The 20922-nt window shown below is 69.9% G+C and carries 24 protein-coding genes; 18 read left to right on the top strand and 6 right to left on the bottom strand.

All coding sequences use genetic code 11. The annotated features are described in order from the left end of the window. Window position 1: 1 nt before the first annotated feature. Entirely contained in the window at window positions 2–1273 is a 1272-nt protein-coding gene (mre11, locus tag G9465_RS07720) for a DNA double-strand break repair protein Mre11 (protein WP_166968669.1), read from the bottom strand. A gap of 91 nt (window positions 1274–1364) precedes the next feature. Beyond that, entirely contained in the window at window positions 1365–1715 is a 351-nt protein-coding gene (locus G9465_RS07715; protein WP_166968667.1) for a hypothetical protein, read from the bottom strand. Window positions 1716–1805: 90 nt separating this feature from the next. Here G9465_RS07715 and G9465_RS07710 point away from each other — a divergent pair, with 90 nt between their 5' ends. Both G9465_RS07710 and G9465_RS07705 read left to right on the top strand, forming a co-directional pair. Further along, window positions 1806–2327 (top strand): hypothetical protein, encoded by a 522-nt coding sequence (locus G9465_RS07710; RefSeq protein WP_166968665.1) that lies wholly within the window; start codon window positions 1806–1808, stop codon window positions 2325–2327. After that, window positions 2324–2800 carry a hypothetical protein gene (locus G9465_RS07705; protein ID WP_166968664.1) on the top strand — a complete coding sequence of 159 codons (477 nt, stop codon included), beginning with the start codon at window positions 2324–2326 and terminating at the stop codon, window positions 2798–2800. The genes G9465_RS07710 and G9465_RS07705 overlap by 4 nt, the downstream gene beginning before the upstream one ends. A 212-nt stretch (window positions 2801–3012) precedes the next feature. Here the strand turns inward: G9465_RS07705 and G9465_RS25585 are convergent, their stop codons facing one another. Further along, window positions 3013–3369, bottom strand: coding sequence for a hypothetical protein (locus G9465_RS25585; RefSeq protein WP_227015756.1), 357 nt, complete (start codon window positions 3367–3369; stop codon window positions 3013–3015). On the opposite strand from G9465_RS25585, the gene G9465_RS07700 reads away from it, so the two are divergent. Genes G9465_RS07700 through G9465_RS07655 form a run of 10 tightly spaced genes read left to right on the top strand, consistent with a single transcriptional unit; the run spans window position 3370 to window position 14818 of the window. Further along, window positions 3370–4653, top strand: a complete 1284-nt coding sequence (locus tag G9465_RS07700; RefSeq protein WP_227015755.1) for an ATPase, T2SS/T4P/T4SS family — start codon at window positions 3370–3372, stop codon at window positions 4651–4653. Beyond that, window positions 4650–6347, top strand: coding sequence for a type II secretion system F family protein (locus tag G9465_RS07695; protein ID WP_166968662.1), 1698 nt, complete (start codon window positions 4650–4652; stop codon window positions 6345–6347). The genes G9465_RS07700 and G9465_RS07695 overlap by 4 nt, the downstream gene beginning before the upstream one ends. Window positions 6348–6385: 38 nt before the next feature. Beyond that, a complete protein-coding gene (locus G9465_RS07690; protein ID WP_166968660.1) occupies window positions 6386–6847 on the top strand; it encodes a hypothetical protein in 462 nt (153 codons plus the stop codon). After that, the gene (locus G9465_RS07685) at window positions 6828–7214 is read left to right on the top strand and encodes a hypothetical protein (RefSeq protein ID WP_166968658.1); all 387 of its coding nucleotides are present in this window, start codon (window positions 6828–6830) and stop codon (window positions 7212–7214) included. Before G9465_RS07690 ends, G9465_RS07685 begins: the two co-directional genes overlap by 20 nt. Continuing rightward, on the top strand, window positions 7211–8086 hold the full coding sequence (locus G9465_RS07680; RefSeq protein ID WP_349674905.1) for a hypothetical protein: 876 nt from the start codon (window positions 7211–7213) through the stop codon (window positions 8084–8086). Before G9465_RS07685 ends, G9465_RS07680 begins: the two co-directional genes overlap by 4 nt. Continuing rightward, window positions 8083–11100, top strand: coding sequence for a hypothetical protein (locus G9465_RS07675; RefSeq protein WP_227015754.1), 3018 nt, complete (start codon window positions 8083–8085; stop codon window positions 11098–11100). The genes G9465_RS07680 and G9465_RS07675 overlap by 4 nt, the downstream gene beginning before the upstream one ends. A 34-nt stretch (window positions 11101–11134) precedes the next feature. Then, window positions 11135–11563 (top strand): DUF5791 family protein, encoded by a 429-nt coding sequence (locus G9465_RS07670; protein WP_166968653.1) that lies wholly within the window; start codon window positions 11135–11137, stop codon window positions 11561–11563. Continuing rightward, window positions 11560–12450, top strand: coding sequence for an SDR family oxidoreductase (locus G9465_RS07665; protein ID WP_166968651.1), 891 nt, complete (start codon window positions 11560–11562; stop codon window positions 12448–12450). The genes G9465_RS07670 and G9465_RS07665 overlap by 4 nt, the downstream gene beginning before the upstream one ends. A gap of 44 nt (window positions 12451–12494) precedes the next feature. Beyond that, entirely contained in the window at window positions 12495–13694 is a 1200-nt protein-coding gene (locus tag G9465_RS07660) for a bifunctional oligoribonuclease/PAP phosphatase NrnA (RefSeq protein ID WP_166968649.1), read from the top strand. A 38-nt stretch (window positions 13695–13732) separates the two neighbouring features. Next, window positions 13733–14818 (top strand): aldo/keto reductase, encoded by a 1086-nt coding sequence (locus G9465_RS07655; RefSeq protein ID WP_166968647.1) that lies wholly within the window; start codon window positions 13733–13735, stop codon window positions 14816–14818. Between the two features lie 38 nt (window positions 14819–14856). Here the strand turns inward: G9465_RS07655 and G9465_RS07650 are convergent, their stop codons facing one another. Further along, the gene (locus tag G9465_RS07650; RefSeq protein ID WP_166968645.1) at window positions 14857–15027 is read right to left on the bottom strand and encodes an HVO_0758 family zinc finger protein; all 171 of its coding nucleotides are present in this window, start codon (window positions 15025–15027) and stop codon (window positions 14857–14859) included. Window positions 15028–15142: 115 nt separating this feature from the next. Here G9465_RS07650 and G9465_RS07645 point away from each other — a divergent pair, with 115 nt between their 5' ends. The 5 genes from G9465_RS07645 to G9465_RS07625 are packed head-to-tail and all read left to right on the top strand — an operon-like array spanning window position 15143 to window position 19384. Continuing rightward, window positions 15143–16279, top strand: coding sequence for an MFS transporter (locus G9465_RS07645; protein ID WP_166972960.1), 1137 nt, complete (start codon window positions 15143–15145; stop codon window positions 16277–16279). A gap of 40 nt (window positions 16280–16319) precedes the next feature. After that, entirely contained in the window at window positions 16320–16790 is a 471-nt protein-coding gene (locus G9465_RS07640; RefSeq protein WP_166968643.1) for a hypothetical protein, read from the top strand. Window positions 16791–16838: 48 nt separating this feature from the next. Further along, window positions 16839–17459 (top strand): CoA pyrophosphatase, encoded by a 621-nt coding sequence (locus tag G9465_RS07635; RefSeq protein ID WP_166968641.1) that lies wholly within the window; start codon window positions 16839–16841, stop codon window positions 17457–17459. 41 nt (window positions 17460–17500) lie between these two features. Beyond that, window positions 17501–18286 carry a luciferase gene (locus G9465_RS07630; RefSeq protein ID WP_166968639.1) on the top strand — a complete coding sequence of 262 codons (786 nt, stop codon included), beginning with the start codon at window positions 17501–17503 and terminating at the stop codon, window positions 18284–18286. Then, window positions 18287–19384: an FAD-binding oxidoreductase gene (locus tag G9465_RS07625; RefSeq protein WP_166968637.1), complete on the top strand. Its 1098-nt coding sequence runs from the start codon at window positions 18287–18289 to the stop codon at window positions 19382–19384. Between the two features lie 41 nt (window positions 19385–19425). Here the strand turns inward: G9465_RS07625 and G9465_RS07620 are convergent, their stop codons facing one another. Both G9465_RS07620 and G9465_RS07615 read right to left on the bottom strand, forming a co-directional pair. After that, window positions 19426–19845, bottom strand: coding sequence for an Hsp20/alpha crystallin family protein (locus G9465_RS07620; protein ID WP_166968635.1), 420 nt, complete (start codon window positions 19843–19845; stop codon window positions 19426–19428). Further along, the gene (locus G9465_RS07615; protein WP_166968633.1) at window positions 19842–20000 is read right to left on the bottom strand and encodes a hypothetical protein; all 159 of its coding nucleotides are present in this window, start codon (window positions 19998–20000) and stop codon (window positions 19842–19844) included. The genes G9465_RS07620 and G9465_RS07615 overlap by 4 nt, the downstream gene beginning before the upstream one ends. 99 nt (window positions 20001–20099) lie before the next feature. On the opposite strand from G9465_RS07615, the gene G9465_RS07610 reads away from it, so the two are divergent. Beyond that, complete coding sequence (locus G9465_RS07610) at window positions 20100–20897, top strand: DUF429 domain-containing protein (RefSeq protein ID WP_166968631.1); 798 nt, start codon at window positions 20100–20102, stop codon at window positions 20895–20897. Window positions 20898–20922 lie beyond the last annotated feature (25 nt).

Below are 20922 nucleotides of genomic sequence, written 5' to 3'. Positions count from 1 at the left end.
CTCACAGGAACTCCTCCACGTTGGATTGGCCACCATCGTCGTCCGGCGGTGCGTCCTCGCTGCCGGATTCGGGCGTCGAGTCCGCGGCGTCCGTCTCGCCGCCGTCGGGTTCGGCCGCCGCCGCTTCGGGCGCGTCGTCGGTGCTGACTGCCTCGTCGGGACTGCCCGTCAGCGAATCCGGGTCCTCCGCTACCAGTTCGCGAACGCGGCTCTCGACGGTGTCGGCGACGTTGGCGTCGGCCACTTTCGAGGCCCGGACCGTCTCGTCGATGTCGCGAGCGGCGCCGCTCAGACCCAGTTCCCGGACGCGTTCGGTGACTGCCTCGTCGGGGTCGGCGAAACTCACGCTCGTTTCGCGTTCGTCGGCCGCAAGTTCCCGGTGATCGGTGACCCGCGCGACGAGTGCGCCCTCGTCCAGTGCGAACTCCTCGACGCTTGCCGGGGCGATGGGGTCGCCGTCGCCGTCGATACTGACGATGACGACGGCGTCGTCGAGGTCGTGTTGGCCGACGCGACTCCGGACCCGTTCGACGCCCTCCTCGGGCCCCAGTTCCACGTCGACGAAGACGAACTCGCGGGTGTCGAGACCGCGCCGGGTGATACGCGTCTCGCCGTCGAAGGTGACGATGTTGTACCCGCGGTCCTCGCGTTCGCTGGCGCTCGCACGCTCGGTCGACCCGCAGTAGGTGACCCACGCGCCCTCGACCTCCCGTTTGCCGGGCTTGTGGTTGTCCCCCAGTAGCAGGGCGTCGAACTCGACCGAAGATTCGGCGAGTACTTCGGCGGCGTCCCAGTCGCCGTAGTCGAACGGCTGGAACAGACCGTGGGTCACGAGCGCCGCGTGGTCGGCGTCGTGGGGTTCGAAGTCGTATTCCAGCGTGTCACGCTTCGAGCGCGGCACGAAGTCGAGGCCGTAGAAGGCCGTATCGCCGACGGCGGTCGGCTCGTCGTCCAGCCGCGTCGCAAGCCCCAGCGACGCATAGAGGTCGAGCCACTGCGCGTCTCGCTTCGCCTCGTGATTGCCCACGACGGCGAGGAACGGAATGTCGGCCTCGGCGAGGTCCTCTAGTACGTCGAGCGTCCCCATGATGTCCGAAAGCGTCGGCCGCCGGTCGTGGAACAGGTCCCCCGCGTGGACGACGGCCGCCACGTCGTCCTCGATGGCGTCGTGGACGACGCGGCGGAAGGCGTCGAGGAAGTCCTGCCGGCGCTCGGGCACGTGGTACTGCTGGTACCCGATGTGTGTGTCGCCGGTGTGTATCACCCGTGTCATCTGTCAGGTCGTATGCCAGCGCCTCCTAAAGAGGTGTCGCGACCGCGGTGAAAGTGGTCACCGACGCGCGAGTGAGTGGCGGTCGGGAGTGTCACTCACCGCGACCGTCACCGTCTGCGGCCGCCCGGAACCGCTCGAAGGCCGCGAGCGCCGTACGCCCCTCCTCGGCGAGCCCACTCACCTCGTGTTCGGCCCGTTCGACGGCGCGTTCGAGCGTGTCGACGCCGACCGTCTCGACGAACGAGGCCGCCGCGTCGACGTCGTCGGTGGCCCGACTGGCTCGCTCGATGACCGTCCGATAGTCCGCTCGGCCCCACCGCTCTGGGGACGTCTCTGTCGGCAATTCCGGGTCCGCAGACCCGTCGGTCATGCGAGATGCATCGCGAGCCTCACCGTCGGCGAGCGCTGCGAGCGCCGCCTTCACCTGATCGCTCTCGGTCACAGGGCGTCTGGCTTCGCCTTCGGTCAAAAAGGTTCGTCCCGCGAGGCCCCACACGAGAGTTCAAGTACGGTGCCGAGACCACGGCCGGCCATGACCGACGTGGAGACACTCGAAGAGCGGGTTCGGGCCGTCGAACGTGCAGTCACCGACGGCGATCACGGGTTGCCGGCGGTCGAGGACCGCGCGGAACTAGACGCCCGACTGACGGCGGTCGAGGACCGAGTCGACCGACTGGACGAACGCACTGCGGACCTCGAAGCGGCCACGCAGGCACTCCGGGGGTACGTCGGCAACGTCCGGTCGGTCAACGAGGACGTCGAACAGCGTGCCGACACCGCACTGGCCGCGACGGACCGCCTCGAACGCCGTCTCGACGACGCGCTGGACGACCGCCAGCCGTCGTCGCCGGCCACAGAGCAACAGCCAACGGCGACGGATGTTCCCTCTCGCGGGCGGTGGCAGGCGCCCGAGGCTACACCGAACGAGTTAGACAGCGAGCGGCCCCGTCCGGCGACCGAGGGCCCGACGACTCCCGTCGCAAACGGGGACGAGACCGACCAGTCGGCGACGCCGGACAGCGGCGTCCTCGAACGGATACGGGCCCTCCTGTGATACTCCGGGTGGTCCTCGGTGCGGCGCTCACCGCGGCGTTGCTCGCGGTGACGGCGCCCGCACTCTCGACGGCGCAGGCCGACGCCGCCGACGCCACCGTCGAGCGGCAACTGTCGGCCCTCTCGGAGCGACTGGAGACGATGGTCGCCACCGACGACGCCACGCTTGGCCGAGGTGCGCGCCGGGTCACAGCGATTCGGCTTCCGGAACGGACCCAGACGAGTGCCGGCGTCAGTTCGCTCCGGTTCCACAGTCGCGAGGGCGTGGGGGTCGCCAGCTGGCGTGTCGGCGACGCGAGCGGCCACAGAGAACGCCTCGTCGGCGTGCCGATACGCCCCGCCGGCGGGTCGCTCAAGCTCCGCGAACCCGGTGTTCACCGTCTCGCGTTCGGGTTACGGGTTCGAGACGGTCAGACGGTCGTGACGGTTCGGCGGCTGGCTGGCACCGCCGACAGGCCGGGGAGGGACGGATAGATGCGTCGGTGGTTCACGGACGACGCCACAGACGACGAGGCCTGTCGATGTCGCCCGTCGTTCGACGGCGAGACGCTCAGGGTCGCAGCCGACGAGTGTCCCGAGCGCGGGCGACTGGGCGGCTCGCCGGACTGTCGAGCGACGGTAATCGACGCGCTGGGAGGGGAAGACGTCGACGCCGTCGTCACGCGAAGCGACGGGCGAGAGAGAGCCTACCTCGACGGCGCGGCCGCGCTGCTCGTCGCGGCGGGGCGTTTCGCCACGCGGGTCGCACCGCTCGACCAGCGACTGGCCGACCGCGCGCGTCGTGAGCCACTGGCGGCCGCGACGGAGGCCACCGGCCGTGCGGGCAGGTCGCCGACGTCGCCGCGGCGACTGGGTTCGCGCTGGCCGCCGAGCGAGCGAACGCCGACGCCGCGCTCGAACCGTACGTCGGTCCGGCAGTCAGCGACGCCCGTATCGCCGCGAGTCCGCCAGACGACGCGACGCTTCGGGACCGTCGGACCGTCGAGACCGACGCGGTCGTCCGGCGGTACGACACGCCGGCGTCCTCGCTCGACTGCTACCACGTGCGCCCCCGAGAACACGAGTTCGACGCGGCGACGACGGCCACTCTCGCGTCGGCCGTCGAGCGACTGGCGACTGCACCGCTCGACGACCAGTCGACACCGTATCAGGCCGCATCGGCGGTTACCGACGACGGCACCACAGCGGCCGCACTCGGGGCCGTCCTCCGGAAACACACGCGGGGGCTGGGCGTCCTCGAAGACCTGTTTGCCGACCCCCGCGTCTCCGACGTGTTCGCGACGGCACCGGTCGGCGAGACACGGCTGCGCGTCCGCGTCGACGGCGAGACGATGCGGACGAACGTTCGACTAACCGCTGAGGGCGCACGAACGCTCGCGTCTACGTTCCGCCGTGCGAGCGGACGGGCCTTCTCGCGGGCGAGTCCGACGCTCGACACGACGACTACTGTCGCGGACCGACAGGTCCGGGTCGCTGGCGTCATGGAACCGATGAGCGACGGCCTCGCCTTTGCCTTTCGGGCCCACGACGAGACACGCTGGCGGCTGGCCGACCTCGTCGCAAACGGGACCGTCTCACCGCGAGTCGCCGGGTTGCTCTCGGTCGCGGTAGAGCGCGGTGCCGCCTGTCTCGTCGCCGGCCCTCGCGGCGCCGGGAAGACCACCACGCTGGGCTCGCTTCTCTGGGAACTCCCGCGGTCGGTCCGAACCGTCGTCATCGAGGACACGCCGGAACTCCCCGTCACGGACCTGCAGTCCGACGGCCGGGACGTCCAGCCGTTGCGAACCGCGAGCGGCGACGGGCCGTCGGTCGACGCGAGCGAGGCATTACGGACCGCGCTTCGACTCGGAGAAGGCGCCCTCGTCGTCGGCGAGGTCCGTGGCGAGGAGGCCAGCGTTCTCTACGAGGCGATGCGGGTCGGCGACGGCGACAGCGCAGTGCTGGGCACGATACACGGCTCGGGCGGGGAGAGCGTGCGCGAACGGCTCGTCTCGGACCTCGGCGTCCCGGAGAGCGCGTTCGCGGCGACGGATCTCCTCGTGACGCTCGCCCCACCGACGGCCGAGGCCGGCCGTGGCGTAGCCGCCGTCGAGGAGGTGCGAGACCACGGCGAGGGCGTGGGGTTCGCGTCGCTGTTCGAACGCGACGGCGAGCGTGCGACAACCACCGGTCGACTCGGTCGGGGGAACAGTCACCTGCTCGAATCCCTGTCGCACGCCGGCGAGTCCTACGCGAGCGTACTCGACACGGTCGAGACGCGAAGCGCTAGCTTCACAGAGCAGGCCAGTCAGCCGCCGAGGGCGGAACCCGGGACGACCGAGCGATGACCGAGCGACTGGACTCGGGCGAACTCGCCGAACGGCTGACCGACGCTATCAGCGTCCCGGAGCGCTACCGGAGGGCGACCCACGTTCTGGGCGTCGGGTATCGCCCGGAGCGGTTACTCGCCGTGAGCTACGCCGTCGCCGTCGCCTGTTGGCTCCTCGGTCTCACGCTCTTCACGGTCGAGTCCGGGACGCCCGCCGTCGTCGGTGGCACCGCGTGCCTCCTCGTTGCAGTCGGGTCGGGGCTGGCCGGTCGCTACGGTATCCCGCTGGCCGCACAGGCCCGGCGGATACGCGCACTGGGGGCCGCCCCGTCGCTCGTCGTGACGCTGGGTCTGGGGATGACGCTGTGGCCGAGTTCCGAACGAGCGGCGGCGTTCGCGGCGGCCGCCGCCGACGGCCTCCTGGCCGACCGACTCGACGCACACAGGCGACAGGCGAGCGACACGCCACGAGACGGCCTCCGACGGTTCGCCGAGCGGTGGAGCGACGAATTTCCCGCACTGGAAGCGGCGATACACCACGTCCAGCGAGCGGCCGTCGCACCGCCCGGCGAGCGGGCGACCGTACTCGCGACCGCACGGCGGCGGATTCTCGACGGGACCCGCGACGAGATGGCGACGTTCGCCGCCGACCTGCGCGCTCCCGCGACCGGACTGTACGCCTTTGGCGTCTTGCTCCCGCTTGCGATGGTGTCTCTCCTGCCAGCAGCGGCCGCCGCGGGCGTCCCGGTGACCGCGCCGCTACTCGTCGTCGCCTACGGGATGGTCCTCCCGGCGGCCCTCGTCGTCGCGAGTGCGTGGCTCCTCGCGCAGCGACCGATCGCGTTCCCGCCGGCGGTGGTACCGCGGAGTCACCCCGACGTGCCGTCGACGTCGGTCCCGGCCCTCACTGCTGGCATGGTGGCCGCCGTCACCGGCTGGCTTGTCGGGACCCTCGTCGCACCCGGATGGGGGCCGCCAATCGCGGCGCTCGGGAGCGGGACTGGCGCCGCGCTGGTGGTCCACTATCGCCCGGTTCGCGAGGTCCGGGACCACGTCACCGACATCGAGGACGGACTGCCAGACGCGCTGACGGCTATCGGGCGACGCGTCGACCGCGGGAAGTCGGTCGAGGCGGCACTAGAGGAGGCGGTCGACGTGACGCCGGCGCCGTTCTGTAACCGCCTCGACGCGACGCTCCACCGCCAGCGGACGCTCGGCGTCGGCATCGAAGCGGCGTTCTGTGGCGAGTACGGCGCGCTCAGAACAGTCCCGAGTCCGCGTCTCCGGCGCGCGGCGGTGCTACTGGACGCTGCCGCAGATATCGGCCCGCCGGCCGGCGAGACCATCACGACGATGGGGGAGCATCTGGCGGAGCTCTCGGCGGTCGAACGGGAGACGCGCCGTGACCTCGCACAGGTCACCGGGACGCTCTCGAACACCGCCGCGCTGTTCGGACCGCTCGTCGGCGGCGCCACCGTGGCGCTCGCGGGGACGATGCAGAGCGGCGGCCCCATCGAAGCCGTCTCGGCGGCCACGCTCGGCCCGGTGGTCGGTTGGTACTGTCTCGTCCTCGCGGCGGTGTTGACCGCGCTCTCGACGGGCCTTCACCGCGGGCTGGACCGAGCACTCGTCGGGTACCGGGTGGGACTGGCGCTCTGTTCGGCGACGGCGACGTACCTCGCGGCCGTCGTGGCGACGGGACTGCTGGTCTGACGCCAGCGTTTAAATCGGAAGGCGGGGGCAGGCCATCCATGTTCGATACGCACGTCGACACGCTGTACGTCTGGGTGGCGCTCGGTACCGTGAGCGTCGCTGTCTTCGGCGTCGTCGTCTCGCTGCCCGCGTCGGCACCGCCGGACGCGACGGCCACCGCCGCGACGGTCGACGAGGTCGCGACCAGTCCAGCGGGGTCGGTCGCCACCCGCGAACTGGACGCTGTTGAGTGGTCCCTGTCGGATCGAGAAATCGGTCTGCGCTCCGGTGGAGGAGTCGCTCACGCGACGGTCCTCGAACCGTTCGTCCCCGCGCTCGACGGGCGCCTCGCCGCCGTACTCGAGGGCAGACGGCCGAGTCGGTACTTCGGGTCGCCCACCGGTCTCCGACGGGCGGCCGAGCGAGCACGCACCGCCGACACCGGGTGGCGTCCGGCACCCGAGAGACTGACCGTCAGGCACGTCGCCTGGGGAGGAGTCGATGTCACGCTCGTCGGATAAGGGCGCGACGGAACCGCTCGCCGCCCTCGTGGCCGTCTTCGCCGTCTCGACCGGACTGGCGCTGTACGCCGGCGTCCTCGACGGCGCGCTGGTGTCCGCGACCGGCGACCGGAACGTCGCGGCGCCGACCGCCGATTCCGTGGAGCAGCGACTGAGTACCGCCGGTGTGGTCGCGCCCGACCGGGTAGCCGACGCTCTCGCTGTGATTCCGACTGGCTACGAGGGAAACGTGACGGTCCGTGCCGGACAGCGCTGGAGCGTGGGACCGTCACCACCGGTGGACACGGCACGGGCCCGACGAACGGTCAGCGTCCGAGTCGCCCCGGCAACGGTCCGGCGTGGGACACTACGGGTGAGCGTGTGGTGACGGCTCGTGCCACCAGTACCGTCGTCGACGTGACGGTGTTCCTGTTGCTAGTCGGCGCCGCCGCGACGGCCGTCGTCGGCGCCGTCACCGTGGACCCGCCGGAGGCGGCGAACCCAGCCGCCGACTCGGCCGAACTGCTCGCGACGAGTACCGCGAGTGTCGAGTACGCGCTCGATTCGCCGGGTCGGCCGCCCGAGTGGACGGCCAACGCCACCGCCCGCCACCGGCGGACGGCCCACGGGACTATCGCCGAACTGCTCGCAGAATCTGCGATGAGCGGCGTCACCGTACACGGCGAGCGACTGTCGACGGCGGGCAGGGGGTTCGAGCGAGCGGTCGCGAACACGACGCGGGAGCGACTGTCAGAATCGGGTCGGCAGACCTCGGTTCGCGTTCGCTGGGAACCGTACCCCGGTGCGCCGGTCCGTGCGACGACCCGAGTCGGTGAACAGCCGCCTCCCTCGGCCGACGTGCGGACGGCGACGGTCAGCGTCGCGAGTCCGATGGCGAACGCGACCCGCCGAGCGCGACGGGGGGCGCACGAGGCCGGTTACCTCGGCGTCGCGGTAGTGGTCGCGTCGACTGTCGTCGAGGGACTTTTTCCTCCGTCACAAGCCCGCTTGGCTCTCCGCGGCGATTATCCCGGCGACCGGCTGATGGCGGCGCGATACCGACGGATGGCACGTCTCACCGACGCGGACGGATTGCAACTCGACTCGGAGTCGGCGTCGGACCTGAACGCTCGACTGACGGTGCAGCTCGCCGGCGATTTGGCGGCCGATATGCGACAGCGCTTCGACACGCCGGCCGCCGCGGCCCGGGCAGTGCACACCGAGCGCATCCGCGTCACAGTCAGGACGTGGTCGGCGTGATTGGCGACACGCGCGGCCGGGTGCCGTTCGCGCTGCTGGGCGTCCTGTTGCTGGTGAGTAGCCTGACGCTCGCACCGACGCTTCGGCCGGCGCCCGCACCGCGCGATACGGCCGTCGAGCGCACGCTCGACCGCGCGACGGCGGAGACACAGACGGCGATGCGCGACGCCGTTTCGAGGGCCGGACAGCGGGCGTCGACGGATCCGGTGCTCGAACCGGCGAACACCTCCGTCGGGCGAGCCCTGAACGACTCTCGGCCGTTTCGGGACGCCCTCCGCCTGCGGATCTATCTGCAGGTCCGTGACCGTCTCCGCCGCGTCGGGGCGACGAGCGAAGGCGTCGAGGCGACGGCGAGCGTGCCGTCCGTCGAGACGACCGCGGAGTACCGGGAGGCGATAGAACGCGTCTCCATCGCACGGGCCGGCCCGAACGGCACCGCGCTCAGAGCGACCGTAGAGAACGTGACGCTGACGGTTCGGCGCGGCGACCGAGTGGTCACCCGCCGTACCGTCTCGCCGACCGTCGTCGTCGCGACGCCAGTCCTCACACTCCACGAGCAGGTCCAGACCTACGAGCGGCGCGTGAACAACGGGTTGGACAAGCCGGGGCTGAGCCAGCGGTTGACGGCCAGACTCTACCCCATCGTGTGGGCACGTGGCTACGCCCAGTACGGCGGCGTCCCGATAGAGAACGTCCTCGCGAACAGACACGTCAGTCTCGCTACCAACGGCGCGCTACTGGGCGTTCAGCGGTCGACGTTCGGGCGCAGCGACCCGGACGGCCGACGGTCGCTCACGGAGGCGACGGCGATGGTCGGCGTCAAGGACGTCATCACGGGCAGCAACAACACCGCCCTCGCACAGGAAGTTCTCAAGCGGACGGCGTATCGCCCCGCGAGCGAGGACATCAGTACGGGCGGGGCCTCCGGCGACCATCCGCGTGCGAACGAGACGATGCGCATTGGGGTCAACGATACGGCCGACGACGCCTTCCAGTCGGTCGCAGCACCCGAGGCGTTCGGGCGGACGACGGCCGCAGCGTACACCGTCGACGTGCGACTGGTCGCGGACAGTCGGCGGGTGAGCGGCGGTCGACCGCCGCGGCCACCCTCGCCGGGTGAGAACTGGACACTCGTCCGCGAACAGACGACCGACAGCACCGACGCGGTCGGCGCGGTCGACCCGCGGCCGAGCGTGCCGGACGGGTGGCACGAACTCGATAGCTTCGGCCGGACCGTGGAGGTGGAGTACACGCGGGTGGCCCTCTGGGAGAACGGAAGCGAGCGGCGGTCGACGGCGTCGAGTCGGACCGAGCGTCGTCGGGTGACCGTCACACTCGTCGGGCGTCACGAGAGCGACTCCGGCGCGCCGGACGAGCGAATCCGGACGGCCCACGACCGCGAGGGAAGCCCGGTGGGTGGGCCGAATCTGGCCGACGTCGAACCGCGGGCCGAGCGGGGACTGGTCGGCCGTGCTGGCGGCCGAGATGCGGTCGCGGAACGCGCCGCGGAGGGTCGTCTTCGGACGCCGACTGTGAGTGTAACGGGGAAGCGACCGGACTCGCTCAGACCGTGGGTGTACCGCGACCTCAGACGGTTGCGAGAGCGCGTCCGGGCGACGAACGTGACCGTCGAGCGCGGGGCCGTCGGCACGTTCGAGACGAACCCGGCTCGCGAACTCCGACGGAAACTCGCCGACCGGCGGGCGGCCCTCGTCGACGCGCCCGACACCTACGACAGCGCCGCACAGAAGGCCCGCGTCGCGGCCCGTATCGCCTACCTCGACGCGGTGGACGAACGACTCGCTGCCCGGGCACAGCGGCGCGGTTCGGCCCGAGAAGGCGTTGACAGACAGTTACGGAACCGGACCGGAGGATCGCTCGTCGACCTCCGGAAGAGCCTGACCGCCCGTGACACACAGATACCGCGCTCGCGCCCGGTGCCGACCGGCCCGGCCGGTCCGCTTCGGACGCGGGTCGACGCGCGGCCACAGTACCTCACGCTGGCCTCGGTATCGGAGGAGTCCCACCCCGCAATCGAGGGCAGCGAACACCCGCTCGTCGCCCGGAACGTCAACGTGTTCACCGTCCCCTACGGCGACGCGGCCGCCGTGGTGACCGACAGTGCAATGGCGTCGGGGGACAGAACGCGTCTCGCGACGGCGGCAACGACGCTGGCCGCGGCGAACGCGACGGCCAACAGAACGTCGAACGCGACGCTCGACAGCCACCGTCGCCGATTACGATATCGTGTCGAACAGGCAAACAGCCACGTCGCCGCCGAACTCGCGGGGACAGTCAGCGAGGAGACCGACGCCGACAGCGCGGCGAGTCGGACTATCGTCGAGACTGCGCTTCGGCGCTGGGATACGCCCGCCGCGCGTGGGCAGGCACTGGCAGACGGGTCGGCAGCGAGGCGCATCGCCACAGTCGCCGCCGACCGACGGGGCCTCTCGGCAGTCGAACGCGACTGGCTCTGGATGCGACTGCGGAGCACCACTGACGACGCCCTCGCTCGACCGATAGCCCGACCGAAGACGCCCGTCGTCAACCAGACGGCCTCGACGGTTCGGACCGTGGCGCGCGACCAGTTGCGCCAGCGAATCGAAAGCGCCGGGCGGCGCCGGGCAGAGCAGCTGGCAAAACGCCGTCTCGGGACGAAGACGCTGCCGGCGGGTCTCCCGCTTGTGCCGCCGTGGCAGTGGGTCGCGACGACGAACATCTGGTGGGTGACCGTCGAGGGCGAGTACGCCCGCTTTGCGGTGACCGCGAGCCACGGCCCGCCGACGACGCCGGGGGCAACGACGACGTACGCTCGCGACGGCGAGCGGGTCTATCTCGACGTGGACGAAGACGGGGACGCGGAACTGCTCGGGCAGAGTACGCGGCTCTCCTTTCGAGCGCATACGGGCGTCGTAATCGTCGTCCCGCCACGGCCGCGCGGTGTCGGGGACAAGGACGGCGTCGCCGTCGAGGAATCGGCGGGGTGGCCCACCGCCGGGGCGTCCGGAGAGTGACAGCGACTAATACCCCCCGTTCGTACCGGTGTCCATGCTCAGAGCGGAGTTCCCCGACGCAGGAACGCAGTCACCCGAGTCGCTGTTGGCCGCCTACGAATCGGTCCTTGCCGAGACGGTCGAGACAGTCGGCGTCGGCGCCGTCGTCGAGGCGACCGGCCTCGGCCGAGAGACGGTCGAAGCGGTGGCGGCCGGTGAGGCGGCCGACCTCACGCTCTCGGACGCGGCGGCCGTCATCGCGACCGACTCGGATCGGCCCGACGCCGACGCGATTCAGGCGGAGGCACAGGACATCCTCCTGATGGGGATGACGACGGCCGTGATGGACGTCGAGGCGCTGGCTTCGGGCATCGGTGACGAGATGGAGCCAAAGGAGATACAGCAGAAAATAGAGGGGCGCTACCCGATGACGATGGCCGAGTACGCCGTCCTCCACAGCTACATCGAGAGCCAGCAGCGATGACCGCACGCGTCGCGATACTCGGGTGTGGCTACGTCGGCCTCGAACTCGGGCGACAGCTACGGGCCGACCACGACGTCGTGGGCGTCCGTCGCTCCGATCCGGGCGTAGCCGCCATCGAAGACGCGGGCTTCGAGGCCGTACAGGCCGACGTTACCGACGCCGACGCGCTCTCGGCCGTCCCGGACGTCGACTGGGTCGTGTTCGCGGCCAGTTCCGGCGGCCGCGGGGCCGAGGCGGCCCGCGAGGTGTACGTCGACGGTCTTCGGACGGCCATCGACCACTTCTGGGACCGCGGCGACGCGCCGGAGCGGTTGGTCTACACGTCGAGCACCGGCGTCTACGGCGACCACGACGGCGACTGGGTGGACGAGACGACGACGTTGGACCCGCAGACGGAGAAGACGAGGGTGCTGGCCGAAGCCGAGCACATCGCCCGCGAGCGGCCGGTCGAGTACGGCGGCCACGGCACCGTCGCTCGCTTTGCCGGCCTCTATGGCCCGGACCGTTATCGGCTCGAACGGTATCTAGAGTGCCCGGTAACGGCGGGCTACCTCAACATGGTCCACCGCGACGACGCGGCGGGGGCCGTTCGGTTCCTGCTTGAGGAGGACCACCGCGAGGACGTCGTCCTCGTCGTCGACGACGAACCAGTCGAGAAGTGGGCGTTCGCTGATTGGCTGGCCGAACAGTGCGACGTCCCGTTCCCGCCGAAACAGACCAAGGCCGAGCGGTTGGCGGACTCCGACCTCTCGTCGACGGCGACGCGACGCATCCAGACGAGCAAGCGGTGTTCGAACGACCTGCTTCGGTCGCTGGGGTACGAGTTCGCGTATCCGACGTTTCGGGAGGGTTATCGGGACGCTATACGGGAGTTTACGGCGCATTAATCGCGGGGGGAACCTTCTTATCGTATCCGGCAGCATCTACGCCTATGTCACAGGTGGCTGCCGGGGACCTCGCGACACAGGCCGAACGGGTCACCGCCTACGCCATCGAGAACCCGACGATAGTCGTCGCGGCTCTGCTCGCCCTGCTCGTCGTCTCGGGCCTCGCCGTCGCCGTCTACCGCTATCTCACGCGGACGCCGGCCGACCGACTCATGTCGGTGCTCGGCCGGTACGACGAGGTCGCGGTGCTGATGCATCCGAACCCCGACCCCGACGCGATGTCCTCGGCGCTCGCCGTCTCCCAACTGGCGTCGGCGGTGGACACCGAGACGACGCTCTGTTACCCGGGTGAGATTCGCCGGCCGGAGAACCGGGCTTTCGAGACGGTACTCGACCTCGACTTCGAGCGCATCGAGACCGCCGGAGACATCGCCGCTAACCACGTCGTGTTGGTCGATCACAACGAGGCGCGGGGGTTCCCGGGAGCGAGCGATATCGACCCCGTCGCCGTCGTCGACCACCATCCCGGCGGCGGCACGGGGCGGCAGTTCACCGACGTCAGAACCCATACCGGGGCGTGTGCGACCATCTTCGCCGAGTACTTTCAGGCGCGTGACTGGGGGTTCTACGACGTCGACACGGCGCTGACAGACGGCGGCGTCGAGACGGCCGAGGTCCCGGAAGACGCGCTCCCGAGTCACGTCGCGACCGGCCTCATCTACGGCATCCAATCGGACACGCGGTCGCTGACCAACGGGTGTTCCTCGGACGACTTCGCCGCGGCGGCGTACCTCTACGAGGGCATCGACGGCGACCTGCTCAACCGCATCGCCAACCCGCAGATTGACGCCGAGGTACTGGACGTAAAGGCCCGAGCCATCACCGAGCGCGTCGTGGACCCGCCGTTCGCGTACAGCGACGTCGGCGAGGTGTCGAACACGGACGCCATCCCGCAGGCCGCCGACGAACTGGAGACCCTAGAGGGCATCTCGGCCGTCGTCGTCGTCGGCGAGTGCGACGGGACGCTCCGCATCGCCGGTCGGTCCCGCGACGACCGGGTCCACATCGGCCGAGCCATCGAGTCCGTCGTCGAGTCGATTCCGATGGGAGAGGGCGGCGGCCACGCGCGGATGGGCGGTGGGCAGATCCCCGTCGAGTACATGGCCGGCATCGGCCCCAGCGACGGTATCACGCGCGAGGACCTGCGAGAGCACGTGTTCGACGCGATGGCCGGCGAGCGCTGAATCTCGGTCCTTTTGTCCGGTCGGGACGAAGCGTGGGTATGGCAACACGGGAGGCGACATGGGCGTACCGGGACGACCACGACGACTTCGCGCGCACCTTCTACCGCCGGTTCGGCGACGGCGTCGTCTCCAGTATCGGCGTCGGCACGTATCTGGGCGACCCGACCGACGAACGCGACGACGCGTACCACGACGCCATCGTCACCGCGCTCGAGGGGGGCGTCAACGTCCTCGATACGGCCATCAACTACCGCCACCAGCGCTCCGAACGCGTCGTCGGGCGGGCGCTGGCCGACGCGGACGTCGACCGCGAGGCCGTCGTCGTGGCGACGAAGGGCGGGTTCGTCCCCTTCGACGGGGAGCGACCCGAGAACCCCGGCGCGTACGTCCAGTCGGAGTACGTCGATACGGGCATCGTCGACGCCGACGCCCTCGTCAGCGGGCAGCACTGCATCGCGCCGGAGTTCCTCGACGACCAGTTGGACCGCTCGCTCGACAACCTCGGACTGGACACTGTCGACCTCTACTACGTCCACAACCCCGAGACGCAACTGGCCGAGCACGGCCGAGACGAGGTGTACGACCAGCTGGAGGCCGCCTTCGAGCGACTGGAGGAGCGCGCGGCGGCCGGCGACCTGAAACACTACGGGGTGGCGACGTGGGAGGCGTTCCGCGTCCCCGAGAGTCACGACAGCTATCTCTCGCTACCGGAAGTCGTCGAGCGGGCACGGTCGGCCGCGAAGTCGGTCGGAAACACGGCGACGCACTTCCGGGCCATCCAGCTACCCTTCAACGTGTTCATGGCCGACGCGTTCAGCGTCGCGGCCCACGACGGCGCGGACGGCCCGCAGTCGGCGCTGTGGTTCGCTCACGAGGCCGGTCTCGACGTGTTCACGAGCGCGTCTATCATGCAGGGGCGACTGGCCGAGGAGATGCCCGAGAGCGTCGAGGGGAAACTCGACGGCGAGACCCGCGCCCAGCGAGCGCTCAACTTCGCGCGGAGCGCCCCCGGCGTGACCTGTTCGCTCGTCGGGACGGGGTCCGCAGAACACGCCCGCGAGAACGTCGACGCCGGGCGGTACGAGCCGCTGGGTGCGGAGGCGTTCGACGCAGTGTTCGAGTAAGTGCGAGACGAGTCCGGCCTGGGAGCCCGCCGCTGGTGTCAGCCGAGTTCTTTCCACTCCGTGTCGCACTCGGGACAGACCCGAACCTTGCCGACCTGGTCCGGGTCGTTGTCCGTCGACAGTGGCTCGTCACACGCCGTACACGAGAGTCGACCGTAGCCGTCTTTCTCGACGTCACCCGCACGCAGGGCCTTCCTGACCGAGTCCATACGACTAGCTCTGACAGCCGTGGATAAAAAGACCGTGGCGATTCGGAACAATCTTCGGGGCGAGCGACTACTGTCCGGTGTGTCTCGACGGTCAGTGTTCGGCTCGTTGCTCGGGTTGGTCTTTCTCATCAACCTCTCGCGCGTAGTGTTCGCGCCGTTGCTCGAACCCATCCGGGTCGCGACGGGCGCGAGCAGTTCGACACTCGGGCTACTGGCGACGCTCGTCTGGGCCGGGAGCGCGGTGACGCGACTGCCGACCGGCTTCCTGTTGACGCGGGTGACCCGTGCACAGGCCGTCTTCGGCTCCGGCGTCGTGTTGACCGTGGGGGCGACGTTCACCGCGCTGACGTCGGACCCGACGCTGTTACTCGTCGGGGCGTTCACGATGGGACTCGCAAGCGGCGTCTACATCATCGCCGCGAACACGCTCATCAGCGAACTGTACCCCGACGCGCCGGGCCGCGTCCTCGGCCAGCACGGGGTCGCCAGCCAACTCGCCGCCGTCGCCGCGCCGGCGCTCGTCTCTGTGGCGCTCGTCGTCGGGAACTGGCGGGTGACGCTGCAGGCGATAGCCGTCGCCGCGGCGGTGATGACCGTCGTGTTCACGCTGATCGCCCGCCGGACGGCGTTCCCCGAGGCCGGCAGCGAGGACAGGGACGTGCTGGGGGCGGTGCTGGCACAGTGGCCAATCGTCCTCACCGCGGTAGCGACGCTGGGATTCACCGCGATGGTGTGGAACGGACTGTTCAATTTCTACGTCACGTACATCGACAGTATCGGCCTCACGAAGGCGACTGGACGGACGCTCCTGCAGGTCGCGTTCGGTGCGGGCGTGCCGGCGTTCTACGTCAGCGGACGGCTGGCCGACCGGTTGCCGACGCTCCCGTACATCCTCGTCATCGTCGCAGCCTTCACTGGCTGTATCCTCGTCCTCCCGATAGTTCGGGGGTTCTGGCCGCTGGTGGCCTTCAGCGCCGTCACGGGGTACGTCATCCACAGTAGCTTCCCTGCCGTCGATACGTACCTGCTCGGGTCGCTCCCGGACCGCCACCGCGCCAGCGCGTACGCGGCCTACGGCGCGGGCATGATGGTGATACAGGCCCCCGGGAGCGTCATCTTCGGGTTCCTGCTGGACGCTGGCGTCGCCTTCCCGACCATCTTCGAGTGGATGGGCGCCGGACTGGTCGTCCTCTTGCTCGCGCTCCTGACGCTGCACTTCAGCGGCCGGTTGCCGAGGACGGCCGCCGCCTGAGCCCGGAAACGCTGAAGCCGCTGGGGGTCGCGCACCCGATATGGACCTGACTGCCGACGACCTCGCTGGCGTCGTCGACCTCTTCGGTGCGCTCACTCGGACGGAACTCGGACAGGCGTGTTCTGAACTCGCGTTCAAAGCGGGCGAGGACGTCGAAACCGACGCGTTCGCCGGGGACATCGAGGATGCGCTCACGTCGTACCACCTGCTTTCGGTCGCCGACCACGACGAGAGTCCCGACGACGAACTCCTCGTCGTCGGCCCCACGGCGTTCCCGTCGTTGCCAGAAGGGGCCGGGGACCTCCCACACATCATGGACGTCCCCGAGCGAACACTCGCCGACGAGACCGTGTCTCGTGCCGCAGAGTCGCAGTTCCGCGAGGACGCCGTACAGGCGGTACAGGCCGGTGACGAGGACCGCATCGCGTCGCTGCTGGACGCGAGCTACGACCTCGAAGCGTGGGGGGCGGTCGAACTAGACGCGGCCCGGGACCGACTCGACGACGCCTGACTGGGAGGACCCGACCGAGTTAAGGACGTACACAACTTCGGTTGCAGTATGGACTTCGACCGGCTAAGGGCACACGACGCTGTCGTCGTCGACGACGAGGAGCGCGAGGCAGCCGTGGTCGTGCCGGTCGTTACTCGCCCCGAAGGGGAGGGCATCCTGTTCACGAAACGGGCCGATCACCTGCCAGACCACCCCGGGCAGATGTCGTTCCCCGGCGGGGGGTACGAACCCGAAGACGACGACCTGCTCCGGACGGCACTCCGGGAGGCCAACGAAGAAATCGGTCTCGACCCGCAGGCCGCCCACGTGGTCGGGCGTCTCGACGACATCCGGACCGTCTCGCACTACTCCGTGCGCCCGTTCGTGGCGCGCATCCCCGACCGGGAGTACACCCCCAGCGACGAGGAGGTCGCCGAGGTGGTCGTCCTCCCCGTCTCCGAACTCACCGACCTCGACAACTACGAGTCCGAACACCGCGACCATCCATACTACGGCGAGATACGCCTGCACTTCTTTTACGTCGACGGCTACACCGTCTGGGGGGCCACGGCGCGGATGCTCGTCCAGTTGCTCGAACTGGCGACTGACTGGGAGATGCCACCCGAACCCGACCGGTACGCGGGCCCGGACGACGAGTTCCCCGAGTCGGTGCGGGACCAGATTCGCTGAGAACGACAGGGCTTTCCTCACCGAGACGAATCCACTGACGAATGACGACACTCGCGACCGGGACGCTGGCCGACGTTGGCATCGACGCAGTAGCGCTCAAGCCGGCCGAAGTCGACCCGGCGCGCGCCGTCGACCTCGACGTCGAGACCCTCGCCGTCGACTACGAGGGCCGCGAGCACGTCCCCGACTGCGAGACGCTGGCGACGCTGACCGACCACGCCGAGGTCCGACTGACGACGCCGGTGCGGGCCGACGGGTACGACCCGCTGGGCGACGACTCGGCGCTGGATGCCGTCCCCGAGGCCGTCAACCGCGTCCTCGTGGCCGGCCACGGTGCCTACCTCACGGCGACGGAGGCCGAGCGAGCGGTCGCACCCCGACTCCGGGCGGCCGCGGCCGACGCCACGGACCCGTGGGTGGGAACTGAGGGCATCGAACGCCTCGCGATGGCCGTCGGCGGGACGCAGTACGAACTGCTCTCGCGCTCGACCGACAGAGACCTCCGGGCGCTCAGGGCCGCCGGGTTCGACGGCGAGGTGGCGGTGTACGCACCGCTGGTCCTCACCGGCGACGACGACGCGGTACTGGACGCCGTGGGTGACTACGCCGCCCGACGACGACCGGTTCGTGAGGCTCTCCCGGACGACGCGCGAACCGACAGCGCGGCGACCGGCCGGGCCCGAGACGTCCTCGAACAGGCCGTCCGCGACTACGCGCTCGTCGGCCGCCCGGAGACGGTGGCCGACCGGACCGAGCAGTTGCGGGACGCTGGCGCTGACACCGTCGTCGGGTACCCGGCCCGCGGTCTCGGCCCGCTCCTCGGATAGATGCGGGTCGCCGTCGTCGGCGGTGGCTGTGTCGGACTCGCCGTCGCCGGTGACCTCGCCGACCGTGGCACGGCGGTGACGCTCTACGAACGCGACGAACTGGGTAGCGGTGCGACGGGTCGCGCGGCGGGCATCTGCTACGACGCCTTCGCCGGGTCGGTAGACGCCGCCGTCGCCGCCCGGGCACTCGACCGCTACCGCGAGTGGGACCTGCTGACGCCGTGTCCGTACGTCTGGGCTGCCCGCGAGGACGGCGACGCGACGGTGATTCGCCAGCAGGTCCGTGAGATGCAGGCCCACGGACGAGACGTGACCGAACTGTCGCCCGAAGCGCTCGCAGAACGGTATCCCCATCTCGATACGTCTACCGTCACCGCCGCCGGCATCGCCCACTCGGCCGGGACGCTTGACCCCGATGCGGTCGTGACCGAACTGGCGGCACGCGCCCGGTCGGCCGGCGTGACCGTGCAGACGGAGACGCCCGTCGCCCTCGACGGTCCAGCGACCGTCGAGACGCCGGCTGGAACCAAGACGTTCGACGCCGTGGTCGTCGCGGCCGGCCCGGCAACGGACCCACTGGTGGCCGACGTGGGCGTCTCGCTCGCTCTGGAGACCTACCGGGCACAGGCGCTCGTCACGACCCCGGTCGACGCCAGCCTCCCGTCGTTCTACGACGCGACCGAGGAGTGCTACTGGCGCCCGAAGGGCGAGCGAATCCTCGTCGGGAACGGTGCCCACGCCGCCGACCCGGACGACTGGACCGCCGACGCCGACCCCGAGTTCGTCGAGTCGGCGCTGGCGAAGTTCGACGAAGCGACCACGCTTTCACCGGCCGTCGCTCGCTCGTGGGCCGGCCTCTGTACGGCGACGCCCGACCGGGACCCACTGGTCGGGCAAGTCGCAGACGGTCTCTACGTCGCCGCTGGGTGGCAGGGTCACGGCCTGATGCGAGCGCCGGCGCTAGGCGAGTTCCTCGCCGAACGGGTGCTCGATGCGGACCCGACCCTGTCCGTCCCGCTCGGCCCTCGCGTCGACCCGACGCGGTTCGACGGCGACGAGTCGTTCGACCCGCTGGGCGACCCGACCGCCGACTGGTGACGTATGCGTCGTAAAACGGCGCAAACAGCGCGCGGTGTTGGTTACTCTTCGGTCTCGTCGTCGGCCGCTGCCTCCGCGTCGTCGACCGTCTCGGACTTCGGGATGCGGACCTGCAGGGTCCCGTCGTGTTTCAGCGTCGCCGTCGCGGCCTCGGCGTCGACGACGGCGTCCTCGGGGAGCGTCACCGACCCGTCGAGCGCCAGTCCGCGGCCGGGATAGCGCATCTCGAAGCCGTCGTGGAAGTCCCGGAAGCGGTCGATGCGGACCTCGACGCGGTCGTCGACGTACCGGACCTGCACGTCACTCGCGGTTGCACCGGGGGCGTCGAAGACGACCAGATAGGCGTCCTCGGACTCAAGCAGGTCCGCCGGCAGCGGCTTGTTCTCCTGAACCCGACCGGCGGCCCGGCCGATGTTCTCGAAGATAGCGTTGCCGATAGACTCCCCGATGCCGCGAATCATAGCTCCACGGCCTCCAGCGTGTCGGCCTCGCCACAGTACGGACAGGTGAAGTCCCCGACGCCGGTGTCGTCGGGCATATCGTAGGTGTAGTGCAGCTCGAACATATCGAGCGTGCAGTCGTCGTCGGTACAGACGACCTCCAGAGTGGCTGGCATGGTCGTTGGTTGGTTCGTGAGGCTCAAACCGCTTTCGGAGGCGGAACCGGCGCTGTACCCGTCCGAACATTGATTATCTCCCGTGGTGAGGGGACAGGCATGGGTTCCGGTGTTCTGGGCGTGGACTTCAGCGGAGCGAGCGCGGCCGGGGACGCGTTGTGGGTGACTGAAGCCACGCAGACTGCAGCGGGGATGCGCATCGACGCGTGCTATCGTGCGACAGACGAGTGGGGACGTGACCGCGAGAGTGCACACGCCGGCCTCGTCGAACGAATCCGGGACGACGACGTCGAGACGGTCGGACTGGACTTTCCCTTCAGCCTCCCGCAATCCCTGCTCGACGCCCAGTGTGGCGGCCACTGGCGCGGTTTCCTCGAGTGGGTCTGTAGTGATAGTGGGCCGGCGAGTCCCGACAGCTTCTCGGAAGTGTGTCGCCACACCGCCGAGATGACTGCCGGGAAACGCGATATTCGACGGGAGACGGACGCCCAGCGCGCAGCGCTCTGTCCGTACACGAATCGGATCCGGAGCATGACCTATCACGGCGCCCGAGACGTCCTCGGCCGACTGGTCGACGACACCGACACCGCCGTCGCACCGATGCAGGGCCACGACGCCGAGACGGTGGTCTGTGAGGTGTACCCCGCGGCCACCTTCGGGTGGCTTGGCTGTTACCGCGAGGGGTACAAGACCACCGACGGGGCGCGCGCCCGGCGCGAGACCAACGTCGAGGCCGTCGAGGCGTGTAGCGTCGCGCTGGACGACCACCGCGAGACGTACCACCAGAACCACGACGCGCTCGACTCGCTGGCCGCCGCCGTCTCCGCCGGCCGCGTCGCCGACGGCGCTCGGCCGACGCCGGTCGGCACCGTCGAGGAAGGCACCATCTACGTGTAGCCCAAGCCGTCCATATTTCAGTCCG

It is taken from the genome of Haloarcula sp. JP-L23, assembly GCF_011602445.1.
Taxonomy (GTDB): domain Archaea; phylum Halobacteriota; class Halobacteria; order Halobacteriales; family Haloarculaceae; genus Haloarcula; species Haloarcula pellucida.
Note: the sequence above shows the minus strand (reverse complement) of the source record. Positions and strands in the feature narration are given on the sequence as shown.